This window comes from Ruminococcus sp. AF20-12LB (assembly GCF_003478985.1).
Classification (GTDB): domain Bacteria; phylum Bacillota; class Clostridia; order Lachnospirales; family Lachnospiraceae; genus Blautia_A.
In genome coordinates, this window is record NZ_QUGH01000016.1 from 34,422 (window position 1) to 50,093 (window position 15,672).

Consider the following 15,672-nt stretch of genomic DNA (forward strand, 5'->3'; position numbering starts at 1 on the left):
AGAATGGATATTAAGAATCATAATACAGATAGAAAGAAGCCTGTCAGGAGAAAACAATTAAAGGCAGCTGTCTTTATAGCTGTTTTGGTGGGAATTGCTTTGATGGTTTTCCAATATTTTGGATTTGTGTCGAAAACTATTTATGAGGAAAGTGTATCTCATCTGACGGAGGTTTTTCATCAGTCTGATAATATGCTGAGAGAACTGATAGATAAGAACCTGACCTATCTTCATATGTGGGGTGAGAATCTGCAGAATACCGCCAGTGAAGAAGAAATTCGTGATTATATAAAGAAAGCGCAGGAAGATGCAGGATTTTTAGAATTTTATTTTCTGTCAGCTGACGGGAACTATAAGGTGATAACAGGCGAAACAGGGTATCTTGGATTACAGGAAAATATTGAAGAGGAGATCCGGCAGGGAAATGATGTGATAGCAAATGCAGCAGTTCCCGGAAAATCCCAGCTACTTGTTTTTGCTACACCCAGGGCTCATGGAATTTATCAGGGATTTGAATATGATGCGATTGCCATTGCTTATGAAAACTCTGATATCATTGATGTACTGGATATTTCTGCTTTTAATGGAAATGCCCAGAGTTTTATTGTTCATCCGGATGGCCGTGTTGTGGTCGATCATTCTTTTGAGTCATGGGGGAATGTGTATAATTTCTTCGGTGTTCTGAGAGAGAATTCCGATATGTCTGAAAAAGAGATCAATAAGCTTTCGGAAAAGTTTAAAGCAGGACGTACCGATGCGATGCTGGTGAATCTGGATGGAAGGAGCTACTATCTGGTCTATGAAAAATCAGATATCCAGGACTGGATGTTTCTGGGACTTGTCCAGGCGGATATTGTCAATGCCAGTATGAATAGCCTGCAGCGTAGTACAATGCTTCTTGTTGGTATGATCGTGCTCTGTATTGCCGCCTTTTTTATCAGCCTTATCATTCAAAAAAGCAGGGCAAGTCTCAGGAGAAAAGATACAGAGATCCTGTACAGGGATGAGCTGTTTCAAAAGCTGTCAATGAATGTGGATGATGTTTTCCTGATGCTGGATGCCAAAACATATGAGGCAGATTATGTCAGCCCGAATGTGGAAAAACTGTTGGGATTTACGGTAGAGCAGATCCGGAAGGATATTTATGTTCTGGGAAAACTGCATCCATGGGATTCTGAGAATCTGAAGAAGAATTATCTGAAGGGAATCCAGACTTCGGAACAGAAGGAATGGGATTTTGAATATGTTCATCAGAAAACAGGAGAACGGCGTTGGTTTCATATTGTGGCAATGGGCAGTGAGGTGAACCGGAAGAAGAAATATATTCTGGTTATGTCGGACCGTACCTCTGACAGGAATATGAATCAGGCACTTTCTGAGGCAGTACGTGCTGCGGAGACAGCAAACAGGGCTAAGAGTAATTTCCTTTCCAATATGTCTCACGATATCCGGACACCAATGAATGCGATCATCGGCTTTACGACACTGGCTGTAAGTAATATTGATGATAAGAAAAGAGTCAGGGATTATCTGGGTAAGATCCTTTCCTCCAGTAACCATTTGCTTTCACTGATCAACGATATCCTGGATATGAGCCGGATTGAGAGCGGAAAGATCCATCTGGAAGAAACAGAGGTCAGTCTGTCAGATGTACTTCATGACCTGAAGACGATCATCAGTGGGCAGATCCATGCGAAGCAGCTGGAACTTTATATGGATGCCATGGATGTTACCAATGAGGATGTTTATTGTGACAAGACGCGACTGAACCAGGTACTGCTGAATCTTTTGTCTAATGCAGTCAAGTTTACACCAGCCGGAGGAACCGTCTCTGTCCGGATCAGACAGTGTCCTGGGACACAGAAAGGCAGTGGACTGTACGAAATCCGGGTAAAGGATAACGGAATTGGCATGAGTCAGGAATTTGTGAAGAAGATATTTTCTCCCTTTGAGAGAGAGCGGACTTCCACTGTCAGCAGGACCCAGGGCACAGGGCTTGGTATGGCCATTACCAAGAACATTGTGAATATGATGGGCGGTACCATTGAGGTTCATACAGAACAGGGAAAAGGTACTGAATTTATTGTTCGTCTGCCATTTCGGATTCAGTCTGAGCATCAACGTATAGAGAAGATCGCAGAACTGGAAGGACTTAAAGCATTAGTTGTAGACGACGATTTTAATACCTGTGACAGCGTGACAAAAATGCTTGTGAGGGTTGGAATGCGTTCGGAATGGACACTTTCCGGCAAGGAAGCTGTTCTACGTGCACGGCAGTCTATGGAACTGGGAGATGCGTTCCATGCTTATATCATCGACTGGCGTCTGCCGGATATGAATGGCATTGAAGTTACCCGCCAGATCCGCAGCCTCGGCGATGATACGCCGATCATTATCCTGACTGCATATGACTGGTCAGATATCGAAGTGGAAGCCAGGGCGGCCGGAGTGACTGCTTTCTGTGCAAAACCAATGTTCATGTCAGATATCAGAAATACCTTGATGAGTGCTATCGGCCAGAAGCTGGCAGAGGATACAATCCTTCCGTCAGTAGATTCGGATTTCAGGGGCAGATGTATACTGCTTGTGGAAGACAACGAACTGAACAGCGAAATTGCTGTGGAAATCCTTAATGAATATGGATTCCTGGTTGATACTGCCGAAAATGGTGTCGAGGCAGTGCAGAAAGTCCGAAATTCTACACCGGGTAATTATGATCTTGTGCTGATGGATGTGCAGATGCCTGTAATGAACGGATATGAGGCCACGAAACAGATCCGTGCGCTGGATGATCCGGCGCTGGCAGGAATTACTATTCTTGCCATGACTGCCAATGCCTTTGATGAGGACAGAAAGAAAGCACTGAAATGTGGTATGGATGGGTTCCTGTCCAAACCAATTGTCATAGAGGAATTGATCAGCATCCTGCAGAAGAACCTGGATTAGGTGTTCGGAGTATCAGAAAAACCACACAAATAAAGGAAATAAAAAATATGGATAAAAGTAGAAAAAAATCAATCGTACTATGTGCTGGTATATTTGTGGTTTTAGGAATATGGATGGTATTGACGGTACCATGCCGGGCTGCCGAGACGAATAACGATGAAAAGCAGTCACGGATCATCCGTGTCGGCTCATTTGAGGATACCTTTAATTATGTCGATAAAAACGGTGTAAGACGAGGATATGGATACGAACTCATGCAGGCTCTGGCAGGTTACACCGGATGGAAACTTGAGTATGTGAAATGTGACTGGTCTGACTGTTTTGATAAGCTTGAAAATGGTGAGATTGATATCATGGGTGATATCTCTTACACCGATGAACGTGCACAAAAGATGCTTTTCCCGGATGAACCGATGGGGGAGGAAAAATATATCCTTTATGCTGATTTATCGGATACGGATATTGGAATGTCTGATCTCAAGTCTCTGGATGGGAAACGTGTAGGTGTGCTCATGGATACAGAACCTGAGCTCATGCTGACAGAATGGGAAAATAAGAATGGCATACATACAGAACATGTAAATGTGAATAATAATGATGATGTCGAAAAGAAATTAGCAAATCATGAGATCGACTGTTTTGTATCTCTGGAGGAATCTATCTGGTCTGAACAGGGAATATCATCCGTTACCACGATTGGCAAATCAGGCATATATTTTGCAATAAATAAAGAACGCAGCGATATCAAGACGGAGCTGGACTATGCTATGCGTCAACTGGAACAGGATAGTCCCTTTTTTAAGACAGATCTGTATAAGAAGTATTTTACACTTGATTATATTCAGGTTCTTACAGGGAAAGAAAAGATCTGGGTGGAAGAGCATGGAGGTATCCGGATAGGATTTTTGAACAATGATCCGGCAATCTTTTCCATGGATGAAGAGACTGGAAAACTTACCGGTATGCTGGCGGAATATACCTCCTATGCCAAAGATTGTCTGGGAAATCAGACACTGGAATTTAATATACAGGCATATGATAATTATGATGAAATGATTCAGGCGCTGCAGAACCGTGAGATTGACATGATTTTTTATGTCGGCAGGAATCCATATTTTGCAGAACAAAACGGATATGCACTTACAAACACAGCCTGGACTTACAGTTTGATGGCCGTAACCGATGAGAAAAAATTTGATGAAAATAAGGTGTATACTGTAGCTGTGCCAAAGGAAAAATATGCCTTAAAACAGCATATTGCATTCAGCTATCCCGAATGGAAGATCGTAGATTGTGATTCGCTTGACAATGCAGCAGATATGGTCATCCAAGAAAAAGCAGACTGTTTCCTCATGGGAGCAAGCCAGGCGCTGATATATGATAACAGTCAAAACTTCAAGAGTGTTCCACTTACAAAAACAATGGAGGCATGCTTTGCTGTAAGAGGTGGAGAGGGAAGCCTTTTGTCAATACTGAATAAAACTATAAAGGCTATGCCGTCTGACATGCTTACAAGTGCACTTGCTATCTATGACAGTACTGCAGATAAAGTAACATTTTTGGACTTTATAAAAGACAATATGCTCGCTTTTTTTGTTACAGCAGGACTTTCTGTACTCACTATCATTGGTATTATCCTCGTACTTTTGCGGAAGGCAAAGAAAGCAGAAGCTGTCGCAAAGCTTGCGGCAAAGAATACAAAAAAACTTAATGACAAACTGGAAATCGCTTTGAAAAAAGCAGAGGATGCCAGTCTGGCAAAGACTCGTTTTCTTAACAATATGTCTCATGACATCCGTACTCCTATGAATGCAATTCTGGGTTATGCACAGCTTATGGAGGAAGAACTAAAAGGAAAGGATCTGCCTGAAACTTCAGATCATCTGGAAAAATTGCGGCAGTCGGGAAATCTTCTTCTGTCTATCATAAATAATGTACTTGATATGGCCCGGATTGAGAGCGGAAAGATGGAAATTGATGAGAACTATGGCCGGATTGAAGATATTCGGCAGACTTTATTTGAAATATTTGATGATGAAGCAAAGAAAAAGAATATTGCACTTCATTACACAATAAATGTAGAGCATGAACATATACTGACAGATACTACCAAGGTAAAAGAAATATTTGCCAATATCCTGAGCAATGCCATAAAATATACTCCATCCGGTGGTTCTGTTATGGTAAACATAGACGAATTAGTATGTGATGAGCCCGGGTACATGATGGTAAGGACCAGGGTGAGCGATACCGGAATCGGTATGAGCCAGGATTATCTGACAAAGATTTTTGACGCATTCACGCGTGAGCGAAACACTACAAAGAGCAAAATCACAGGAAGCGGATTGGGAATGTCAATCGTAAAGAAATATGTTGATCAGCTCGGCGGAACAATAGATGTGGAGAGTGAGCCTGGAAAGGGCAGCATCTTTACTGTAATACTAAAACACAGGATAGCGGATGAAAGCTATTATGTGAAAAAACACGATGAAAGCTCGGGAATAGCCAGTGAAATCCTTGAAGGCAGGAATATCCTTTTGGCAGAGGACAATGATCTGAATGCAGAGATTGCAGAAGCAATACTTGAGCGTGCCGGTCTTAAGGTTGAACGTGTGGAGGATGGCATTCAGTGTGTAAACAGGATAATAAAAATGCCGGCGAGAACATATGATATGATCCTCATGGATATACAAATGCCCCAAATGAATGGTTATAAAGCAACACAGGAAATCAGACGCTTGCCAGATAAGGATAAAGCGTGTATACCGATCATTGCAATGACGGCAAATGCATTTGAAGAAGATAAGCGGGATGCTGTTGCAGCCGGAATGAATGACCATATTGCAAAGCCGGTTGATCTGAGTATTTTAATATCTGTCATCGCAAAATATATAGGATGAAACAAGTTAAAGCCTGTTATTGCGTTCTAAAAAAAAATCCTGTATAATACCAAACTGTAATATTGTATCATTCAGCGAACAGAGAAATACGCTGTGAATCATTAAAAGAAGTCAGGAGGACATAAGTACATGCGAGTCGATGCGGACGATTTTGCCCGACCTTGCAGCTGCGGGAGGGAGCACCACATAGACGTTAGAGAAATTGTAATTGAATCAGGAGCTATCGGGAAACTGGAAAAGGAAATGTCAGACGGTGATCTGAAAGAATATATTTCCCCGCTTCTGATCTGTGACACGAACAGTTACAAAGCTACAGAGGAACTGATGGAGGATATCTATGACCGGTGTCAGGTACTGATCCTGGATGCTGAAGGTCTTGAGGCAGATGAGCGTGCCGTGGAGATCGTGGAGAATTATATGGAAGAGGACATCGATCTTGTTCTTGCAGTTGGAGCAGGGACGATCCATGATCTCAGTCGTTTTGTCGCCCATCAGTACCGGATCCCTTTTGTCTCTGTGCCCACCGCAGCCAGTTCAGACGGATTTACTTCCACAGTAGCAGACATGACCTGGAATGGTGTAAAAAAAGTATTTCAGGCATCTGCGCCGCTTTTTGTCTTTGCGGATACAGATATTTTTGCAGAGGCGCCTGCAAGGCTTACAGCAGCCGGGGTGTCGGATATTCTGGGAAAATACATTGCGCTGGCAGACTGGAAGATAGCAAGTATTCTTATGAATGAATACTATTGTACAGAGGTGGTAAATCTGGAAACAAAAGCGATCCGGACTGTTAAGGATAATCTGAAAGAAATCGCAGCAGGAGAGAAAGATGCATGTGAGAAGCTGATGTATGCACTGATCCTTTCCGGACTGGCCATGCAGATGACAGGAAACTCCAGACCGGCATCCGGGGCGGAGCACCATATGGTCCACCTCTGGGATATGGAAGTGGTCAATGGCCACCTGAATGCTCTTCACGGGGAGAAGGTTTCTGCAGCAACCATGCTGGTCCTTCTGGAATATAAAAAGCTTGCAGATGCTATCAGAAGAGGAACCTGCAGAGTGCATGCTTTTGCAGACGGAGACAGAGAACTCCTGCAGGAGACCTTCGGCAGAAAAGGGATTCTTGGAGCACTTGAAAAAGAAAACACTCCGGAACTTCTGGATGATGTGAGCATAGAAACACTTTCCGGTGCACTTCCGGAAATCCTTAAGATCATAGATTTTCTTCCGGCAGTTACAGATATGCAGGAGATGATGAGTATCGTCGGCTGCGTAAGCAGAGTCCGGGATATCGGACTGCCGGGAAAAGCAATCGAGGAAAGTCTCAGACTTGCACCGTATACAAGAAGAAGGCTGAGCCTTCTGAGACTTCGGAAGATGCTCACATACTGAGCAGGAACAGCTCATAAAAGGTTCTTTTGACTTGATATAAATTTCAGGAAAGGCAGTGATGAACGGTTTGATGAGAGTAGGAATGGGATATGATGTACATAAACTGACAGAGGGCAGGAAGCTGATCCTTGGTGGTGTTGATATTCCCTGGGAAAAAGGTCTTTTGGGCCATTCGGATGCGGATGTTCTGATCCATGCGATCATGGATGCACTTCTGGGAGCTGCGGCTCTTGGAGATATCGGAAAGCATTTTCCGGATACAGACCCTGCATATAAGGGAATCTCCAGTGTGAAACTTCTGGTGCATGTTGCCGGATTACTGAAGGAGAATGACTATGCGATCGGAAATATCGATGCCACCATCATCGCTCAGAAACCGAAGATGGCACCACATATTCCGACGATGAGAGAAAATATCGCAGAAGCACTTGGGATTAAAATATCACAGCTGAATATCAAGGCGACCACAGAGGAAGGCCTTGGATTTACAGGACAGGGAGAGGGAATCTCCTCACAGGCGATCTGCTCCCTGTACAGAATCGGGAAATTGGAGGAAGAGTAACATGAAGATTTTTAACACACTGACACGCAGAAAAGAGGAATTTGTACCTCTGGAAGAAGGAAAAGTAAAAATGTATGTCTGCGGACCTACGGTATACAATCTGATCCATATCGGAAATGCCCGTCCTATGATCATTTTTGATACGGTGCGCAGATATATGGAATATAAAGGATATGAAGTAAATTATGTATCCAACTTTACCGATGTAGATGACAAGATCATCAAGAAGGCCATTGAAGAGGGTGTTTCCGCAGAGGAAATCTCTACCCGTTATATCAAAGAGTGCAAGAAGGATATGGCAGATATGAATGTAAAACCTGCTACAACTGCACCCCAGGCTACACAGGAGATCCAGGGCATGATCGACATGATCCAGACTCTTATTGATAAAGGATATGCATATCCGGCAGCTGACGGGACCGTTTATTTCCGTGTAAAGAAATTCAAAGATTATGGCAAGCTTTCTCATAAAAACCTGGATGATCTCCAGTCGGGATTCCGTTCTCTTAAGGTATCCGGTGAGGATCAGAAGGAAGATCCGTTAGACTTCGTGCTCTGGAAACCAAAGAAAGAGGGCGAGCCGTCCTGGCCGTCACCGTGGTGCGACGGACGTCCTGGCTGGCATATTGAGTGCTCTGTTATGTCTAAGAAATATCTTGGAGAAGAGATCGATATCCATGCAGGCGGTGAGGATCTGATCTTCCCGCATCATGAGAATGAGATCGCACAGAGTGAGTGCTGCAATGGTAAAATTTTTGCAAGATACTGGATGCATAATGGTTTCCTGAACATCGACAACCGCAAGATGTCCAAATCTCTCGGAAACTTCCGTACCGTTCGTCAGATCGGTGAACAGTATGATCTTCAGGTCCTTCGCTTCTTTATGCTGAACGCACATTACAGAAGTCCGCTGAACTTCAGCGCAGATCTTATGGAAGCAGCAAAGAACTCTCTGGAGCGTATCCTTGAGGCGGCAGGAAAGCTCAGTGACCGTAAAGACAATGGGGCGGCAGAGAATATCACAGAGGAAGAGCTTGCGCTTCTCAAAGAGGCAGAAGGTTTTGTTACCAAATTTGAAGCGGCCATGGATGATGATTTTAATACCGCAGATGCGCTTGCGGCAATTTTTGAGCTTGTTAAATTTGCCAACACAAACGTAGATGAGAACAGCTCAAAAGAGTTTGCCGGTGGCCTTTATGAGGAACTTTTTAAGCTCAGTGATGTGCTGGGACTGAAAATTGAGAAAAAAGAAGAGATTCTTGACAAAGAGATCGAGAATCTGATCCAGGAGCGCCAGGCTGCAAGAAAGGCAAAGGATTTCAAGAGAGCAGATGAGATCCGTGATGAGCTCTTGAAAAAAGGTATCATCCTCAAAGATACAAGAGAAGGTGTGAAATGGCAGAGAGCTTAAAGAAACTTAAAGAGCTGTTTGATCTGAAAGACGCAGACCTTCGGACTTATTCGCCGCTGACACTGGCCTATATCGGGGATGGTGTTTATGAGCTGGTGATCCGTACTATTCTTGTGAAAAAAGCGAACTGTCCGGTAAATCGTCTCCACAAAAAAGCCAGCAGCCTTGTAAAAGCATCTGCACAGTCGGGTATGATGGAGATCCTCGAACCACTTTTGACAGAAGAAGAAAAAAGTGTATATCGAAGAGGAAGAAATGCCCATTCCGCTACCATGGCCAAACATGCCACCATGGCGGATTATCGGCGTGCTACAGGTTTTGAGGCGCTGATGGGATATCTTTACCTGAAAGAGGATTTTTCAAGGATACTGGAACTGGTCCATGCAGGACTTGAGAAGGAGGAAATTTAAATTGACTGAAATGATAGAAGGAAGAAATGCGGTACTTGAGGCATTTCGTTCCGGTAAATGTGTTGATAAACTGTTTATTCTGGATGGCTGTCAGGACGGACCGGTCCGCACCATCGCAAGAGAAGCCAGAAAACATGATACCATTGTAAAATTTGTTCCAAAGGAACGATTGGATTCCATGAGCGAGACAGGTGCGCATCAGGGAGTGATCGCTCAGGTTGCGGCTTATGATTATTCCACAGTAGAGGATATCTTAAAGAAAGCAGAAGATAAAGGAGAGCCTCCGTTTATCATTCTTCTTGATAATATTGAGGATCCTCATAATCTGGGAGCTATCATCCGTACCGCAAATCTTGCAGGTGCTCATGGTGTGATCATTCCCAAACACAGAGCAGTAGGACTGACTGCTACGGTTGCCAAGACGTCGGCAGGCGCACTGAATTATACACCGGTTGCCAAGGTTGCTAATTTGGGACAGACTATTGATGAACTGAAAGAAAAAGGCATCTGGTTCGTATGTGCAGATATGGACGGAGAGGTGATGTATCGTCAGAATCTGACAGGACCTATTGGCCTTGTGATCGGAAATGAGGGAAATGGTGTAAGCCGCCTTGTAAAAGAGAAATGTGATTTTACTACCGCGATCCCGATGAAGGGGGATATCGATTCCCTTAACGCTTCTGTAGCTGCAGGAGTCCTTGCTTTTGAGATCGTAAGACAGAGACTGTCAAAATAAATACATCAAATACAGCCATAGCTGTTCGGAGAAAAAATGTGCCGATATAATGAGATGACGGATGAAGCTCTTATCGAAAGACTTCGTGCAGGGGAATCTGCAATTGCAGATTATCTGATGGAAAAGTATAAAGGTCTGGTCAGAAAAAAGGCTCGTGCCATGTTTCTGATAGGCGGAGACACAGATGATCTGATACAGGAGGGGATGATCGGACTGTTTAAGGCAGTCCGTGATTACCAGCCAGACAGGGAGGCGTCTTTTCAGTCTTTTGCAAATATATGTATTGACAGACAGATCTATACTGCCATTAAAAGTTCAAACCGCCAGAAACATCAGCCACTGAACACTTATGTGTCTTTAAGCGACGGAGAAGCGGAAGAAAGTTACAGAGATTCCTGTGTGGAGTATGATAATCCGGAATCGATCCTGATCGACCGGGAAAATGTGGAGGCTCTCGAAAATGAAATAAAAAAGAGCCTGAGCCCTCTGGAAAACAGGGTACTGCAATTGTATCTGGATGGAAATGGATATATGGATATTGCCCGGATTCTTGGAAAAACACCGAAATCCATTGATAATGCACTGCAGAGAATCCGTGGGAAAATTAAAAGCTATTTTTGAGAAGAGTAAATACCTCTTTCCTTTTGAATGTAAAAGTATTAAAATAATACTCATAAGGAGCAGAATAAGAAAGGAGGCCAAATTATGGCAAAGATCAATAAATACTGGGGACTTGTTGCAGTAGGAGCGCTTACCGCCGCCGCAGCAGGAGCTATCGCAGCACTTGTATCCAGACGATCCGTATGCGAAGAAGACTTTGAGGATGATTTCGAAGATCTTGATGATTTCAAGGATGACGAGAAGAAGGAAGAAAAAGAAGAGAAAGAAGTCTTCCAGGACTGGGACAAGACTGCATCTGAGACTGTAGAAGTTTCCAAAGAGGCAGAGGATGCTGAAGAGGCACCAACAGAAGCAGAAGAGGAAACACCTGCTGATGATGAATCGGAGGCCGAAGCAGAAGAAACAGAAGAGACAGAAACAGAAGAGACAAAGACAGAAGAGTAAAAAGAGAATCCTGCGTGCTGTGTCTGTGAGCGGCGGCACACAGGATTTTTTGTGCTATAATCATGAAAATATGAATTTTTAAAAAAATAAAAATAATGTATTGACAATATGACAATCATCTGATAATATAAACAACTGTGAGCGGCATAAACGTCGCGAAACAAGCTGCTGTGGCTCAGTCGGTAGAGCGTCGCCTTGGTAAGGCGGAGGTCACGGGTTCGATTCCCGTCAGCAGCTTTTTTTGTGTCCAAAAACAGACAATTTTTTGTTTAAATACAGGTTTTGCGGGTTTCAAAAACTCCGGATTTATGATAAGATAAAACATCAGGATGATATTTAGGAGGGAAAGCAATGGAGAACGAAACAGTTTCCAAAAACTTTATTGAAAATATTATAGACAAAGATCTTGAAGAAGGCGTTTATGACACCGTGCATACACGTTTTCCACCGGAACCTAACGGCTATCTTCATATCGGACATGCGAAATCCATTCTTTTAAATTATGGATTGGCTCAGAAATACAACGGAAAATTCAATCTCCGTTTTGATGATACCAACCCTACAAAGGAGAAATCCGAATTTGTAGAGTCCATCAAGGCTGACGTGAAATGGCTTGGTGCAGACTGGGAAGACAGACTTTTCTTTGCATCTGATTATTTTGACCAGATGTATGAGGCAGCAGTGAAGCTTATTAAGAAAGGCAAGGCCTTTGTCTGCGACCTGACTGCAGATCAGATCCGTGAGTACCGAGGAACTCTTACAGAGCCGGGTAAAGAGAGCCCGTACAGAAACCGTACTGTAGAAGAGAATCTTCAGCTTTTTGAAGAGATGCGTGAGGGCAAATACGGAGATGGCGAGAAGGTTCTCCGCGCCAAGATCGATATGGCGTCACCGAATATGAACATGCGTGACCCGGTCATCTACCGTGTAGCCCGCATGACACATCATAATACAGGTGATAAATGGTGTATCTATCCGATGTACGACTTCGCTCATCCGATCGAGGATGCCATCGAGGGTGTGACACATTCTATCTGTACTCTGGAGTTTGAGGATCACAGACCGCTTTATGACTGGGTTGTAAAGGAACTGGAATATCCGCACCCACCGAAGCAGATCGAGTTTGCAAAGCTGTACCTGACCAATGTTGTTACGGGTAAACGTTATATCAAGAAACTTGTTGAGGACGGCATCGTAGATGGATGGGATGATCCAAGACTTGTATCCATTGCTGCACTCCGCCGCCGTGGATTTACACCGGAATCCATCCGTAAATTTGTAGAACTCTGTGGTGTTTCAAAGGCTAACAGTTCTGTAGATTATGCAATGCTTGAGTACTGCATCCGCGAGGACCTGAAGCTGAAACGTCCGCGTATGATGGCGATTCTTGATCCGATCAAACTTGTGATCGATAACTATCCGGAAGGACAGGTTGAGTATCTGGAAGCTCCGAATAATATGGAGAACGAGGAACTTGGAACCAGAAAGATCCCGTTCAGTGGAGAACTTTACATTGAACGTGATGATTTCATGGCAGAGCCTCCTAAGAAATACAAACGTCTCTATATTGGAAATGAAGTTCGTCTTATGAATGCATATTTTGTAACCTGTACAGGTTACGAGGCAGATGACGACGGAACGATCCGTGTAGTCCACTGTACTTATGATCCGGAGACCAAGGGTGGAAATGCACCGGACGGACGTAAGGTAAAAGGAACGATCCACTGGGTGGAAGCATCCAATGCAGGTAAAGTTGAGGTAAGGCTTTACGAAAATATCGTAGATGAAGAAAAAGGTGTTTACAATAAAGAAGATGGTTCTCTTAATGTAAATCCAAATTCTCTTACGGTAACAAGTGCTTATGTAGAGCCGGAGCTTCTGAAAGCAAAAGGCTATGACAGCTATCAGTTTGTACGTAACGGTTTCTTCTGCGCGGATATCCATGATTCCAGGGAGGGAGCACCGGTATTTAACCGCATTGTATCTTTGAAGAGCTCTTTCAAATTACCGAAAGCATAAAAACTGTCAAAAAGAATACGAAACATATGACAGCAGTACACCGTGAACAGGTATCAGGGTGTACTGCTTGTTTTGTTTTATCGTCATCATTTCGGTTGCGCCCGTTTACAGAAACGGTTATACTGATAACACAGGAAAGAGAGGAATTACACATGAAGAAAATCGTGCTTGCTTCCGCATCTCCCAGGAGGCGGGAACTTTTAAGCCAGGTAGGAGTCACCTTTGAAGTGAAGCCTGCCAGCGGGGAAGAACTGATCACCAGTGCAGAGCCTGCGAAAGTGGTGGAGGAACTTTCTCGTCAGAAAGCTATGTTTACGGCATATGCGCTGGAGGAAGAGGAGAACCGGGAGCTGAGAGATGTGGTTGTGATCGGTGCAGATACCGTTGTATCTTATGAGGGTAAGATCTTAGGTAAACCGGCAGATGAGACAGATGCAATAGAGATGCTCGCTATGCTGCAGGGGAACACGCATCAGGTATATACCGGTGTAACTTTACTGATAAGAGAAGAAGAGAGATGGGAAGCTCATACCTTCCATGAGTGCACGGATGTGAGCTTTTATCCGGCGACAGAGGAAGAAATAAAGGAATATGTAAACAGCAAAGACCCAATGGACAAAGCCGGAAGCTATGGGATCCAGGACGCCTGGGGAGCCTATGTGAAGGGAATCCGTGGTGATTACAACAACGTGGTGGGACTGCCTGTGGCAAGACTGATCTATGAGACAAAAAAACTGGGAATGAACCTGAGAGGATGAAAGATAAAATGATAAAAGCTTGTATATTTGATCTGGATGGAACAATTGCGAATACACTGGAATCCATGGCATATGTGGCGAATGAGATCATGGAAAAGTTTTCCCTGAAACCACAGCCGGCAGATAATTTCCGTTATTACAGCGGTGAAGGTGCAGATATGCTGATCAGAAGATGTCTGATCGATGCAGGAGATCCGGAACTGGTACACTACGAAGAAGTCAGGGAACTTTATCGCAGGAAATTTGATGAAGATCCGCTGTATAAAGTTGTGCCATATAAAGATATGCCGGAAACTCTTCAGAAGCTGAAACATGCAGGCCTTAAGATGGCTGTATGCTCCAATAAGCCTCATGTTGCGGCACAGAAAGTGGTAAAGGCGATCTATGGCGATCTGTTTGATGAGGTGATGGGACAGCAGGAAGGGATCCGCAGAAAGCCGGCGCCGGATGGACCACTGAAAATCGCGGGAGATTTTGGCGTAAAGCCGGAAGAATGTATGTATATCGGAGATACAAAGACTGATATGCAGACAGGAAATGCTTCCGGAATGTATACCGTTGGTGCGTTGTGGGGATTCCGCGACAGAGAAGAGCTTGAAAATAACGGTGCAGATATTGTAGCAGCTGTACCTGGTGATCTGTTTACTATTTATGAGGAGAAGCAGCATGATTAAGATGGTTGCCAGTGATCTGGATGGAACGCTGCTCATCGGTGGAAGACAGACGCTGCCGGAAGAGATATTTCCGCTGGTAAAGGAACTGAAAAAAATGGGAATCCTCTTTGTGGCAGCCAGCGGCAGACAGTATGCCAATATGAGGAATCTTTTTGCGCCGGTAAAGGACGATATGGCATTTATCAGTGAAAATGGCGGGCTTGCTGTTCAGAATGAGAAGCTTCTGTACTGCGACAGCTTCGACAAAGAACTGGTCAGTGAGATCATTCAGGCAATATGGGAAAAGCCCGGAGCGGAATTTTCCTGTTCTACAAAGGATTTTTATTATATCATGCCCAAGACAGAACATTATCGCCATCTGATGATCGAAGAAGTAAAAAACCAGTGTAAGATCATAAAGAGTTTTGATGAGATCACAGAGCCTTGTATGAAGGTTGCGGTTTACGAGAAAGAAGGAATGACGGAGGAATCCATCCGGTATTGGAGGGAACGGTTCAAGGATAGATGTACTGTTGTGACATCTGGATTTGCGTGGGTGGATTTTGTTCCATTTACCACGAACAAAGCAAAAGGGATCCGTAAATACCAGGAACTTCTGGGAATCGGACCGGATGAATGCATGGTGTTTGGGGATGAATACAATGATATTGAAATGATGAAATCTGTAAAATACAGCTTTGCCATGAAGCATGCGAAGCCTGGGGTAAAGGCGGTTGCTTCCTACGAAACAGAGAAGGTGGAACCAGTACTTCGCAGACTGATCGCGGCGGGCGGAGATATAAAGGAGGTACTTTAA

At 43.9% G+C, this 15,672-nt stretch carries 13 protein-coding genes and 1 tRNA gene; all 14 read left to right on the forward strand.

Going from position 1 to position 15,672, the window contains the following annotated elements:
- Positions 1 to 3 precede the first annotated feature (3 nt).
- The 14 genes from DWX61_RS16300 (at position 4) to DWX61_RS16365 (ending at position 15,672) form a co-directional block, all read left to right on the forward strand.
- Positions 4 to 2,946, forward strand: a complete 2,943-nt coding sequence (locus DWX61_RS16300) for a response regulator (RefSeq protein ID WP_118626369.1) — start codon at positions 4 to 6, stop codon at positions 2,944 to 2,946.
- 47 nt (positions 2,947 to 2,993) lie between these two features.
- Positions 2,994 to 5,846, forward strand: a complete 2,853-nt coding sequence (locus tag DWX61_RS16305) for a transporter substrate-binding domain-containing protein (protein ID WP_118626371.1) — start codon at positions 2,994 to 2,996, stop codon at positions 5,844 to 5,846.
- Positions 5,847 to 5,975: 129 nt separating this feature from the next.
- Positions 5,976 to 7,241: a sn-glycerol-1-phosphate dehydrogenase gene (locus DWX61_RS16310; protein ID WP_118626373.1), complete on the forward strand. Its 1,266-nt coding sequence runs from the start codon at positions 5,976 to 5,978 to the stop codon at positions 7,239 to 7,241.
- A 70-nt stretch (positions 7,242 to 7,311) separates the two neighbouring features.
- Positions 7,312 to 7,803 (forward strand): 2-C-methyl-D-erythritol 2,4-cyclodiphosphate synthase, encoded by a 492-nt coding sequence (ispF, locus tag DWX61_RS16315; RefSeq protein WP_044961210.1) that lies wholly within the window; start codon positions 7,312 to 7,314, stop codon positions 7,801 to 7,803.
- A gap of 1 nt (position 7,804) precedes the next feature.
- Positions 7,805 to 9,214: a cysteine--tRNA ligase gene (gene cysS, locus DWX61_RS16320; RefSeq protein WP_118516116.1), complete on the forward strand. Its 1,410-nt coding sequence runs from the start codon at positions 7,805 to 7,807 to the stop codon at positions 9,212 to 9,214.
- On the forward strand, positions 9,199 to 9,624 hold the full coding sequence (locus DWX61_RS16325; RefSeq protein ID WP_021650980.1) for a Mini-ribonuclease 3: 426 nt from the start codon (positions 9,199 to 9,201) through the stop codon (positions 9,622 to 9,624). The genes cysS and DWX61_RS16325 overlap by 16 nt, the downstream gene beginning before the upstream one ends.
- A gap of 10 nt (positions 9,625 to 9,634) precedes the next feature.
- Positions 9,635 to 10,360 (forward strand): 23S rRNA (guanosine(2251)-2'-O)-methyltransferase RlmB, encoded by a 726-nt coding sequence (gene rlmB / locus DWX61_RS16330; RefSeq protein WP_227573913.1) that lies wholly within the window; start codon positions 9,635 to 9,637, stop codon positions 10,358 to 10,360.
- 36 nt (positions 10,361 to 10,396) lie between these two features.
- The gene (gene sigH, locus DWX61_RS16335) at positions 10,397 to 10,981 is read left to right on the forward strand and encodes an RNA polymerase sporulation sigma factor SigH (protein ID WP_118626375.1); all 585 of its coding nucleotides are present in this window, start codon (positions 10,397 to 10,399) and stop codon (positions 10,979 to 10,981) included.
- An 84-nt stretch (positions 10,982 to 11,065) separates the two neighbouring features.
- Positions 11,066 to 11,425 (forward strand): hypothetical protein, encoded by a 360-nt coding sequence (locus tag DWX61_RS16340; protein ID WP_118626377.1) that lies wholly within the window; start codon positions 11,066 to 11,068, stop codon positions 11,423 to 11,425.
- A 164-nt stretch (positions 11,426 to 11,589) separates the two neighbouring features.
- Positions 11,590 to 11,662: transfer RNA gene (locus DWX61_RS16345), tRNA-Thr, on the forward strand.
- Positions 11,663 to 11,776: 114 nt separating this feature from the next.
- Entirely contained in the window at positions 11,777 to 13,444 is a 1,668-nt protein-coding gene (locus DWX61_RS16350) for a glutamine--tRNA ligase/YqeY domain fusion protein (RefSeq protein WP_015525883.1), read from the forward strand.
- A gap of 152 nt (positions 13,445 to 13,596) precedes the next feature.
- Complete coding sequence (locus tag DWX61_RS16355; RefSeq protein ID WP_118626379.1) at positions 13,597 to 14,202, forward strand: Maf family protein; 606 nt, start codon at positions 13,597 to 13,599, stop codon at positions 14,200 to 14,202.
- Positions 14,203 to 14,210: 8 nt separating this feature from the next.
- Positions 14,211 to 14,876: an HAD family hydrolase gene (locus DWX61_RS16360; RefSeq protein ID WP_118626411.1), complete on the forward strand. Its 666-nt coding sequence runs from the start codon at positions 14,211 to 14,213 to the stop codon at positions 14,874 to 14,876.
- The gene (locus DWX61_RS16365) at positions 14,869 to 15,672 is read left to right on the forward strand and encodes an HAD family hydrolase (protein WP_118626381.1); all 804 of its coding nucleotides are present in this window, start codon (positions 14,869 to 14,871) and stop codon (positions 15,670 to 15,672) included. Before DWX61_RS16360 ends, DWX61_RS16365 begins: the two co-directional genes overlap by 8 nt.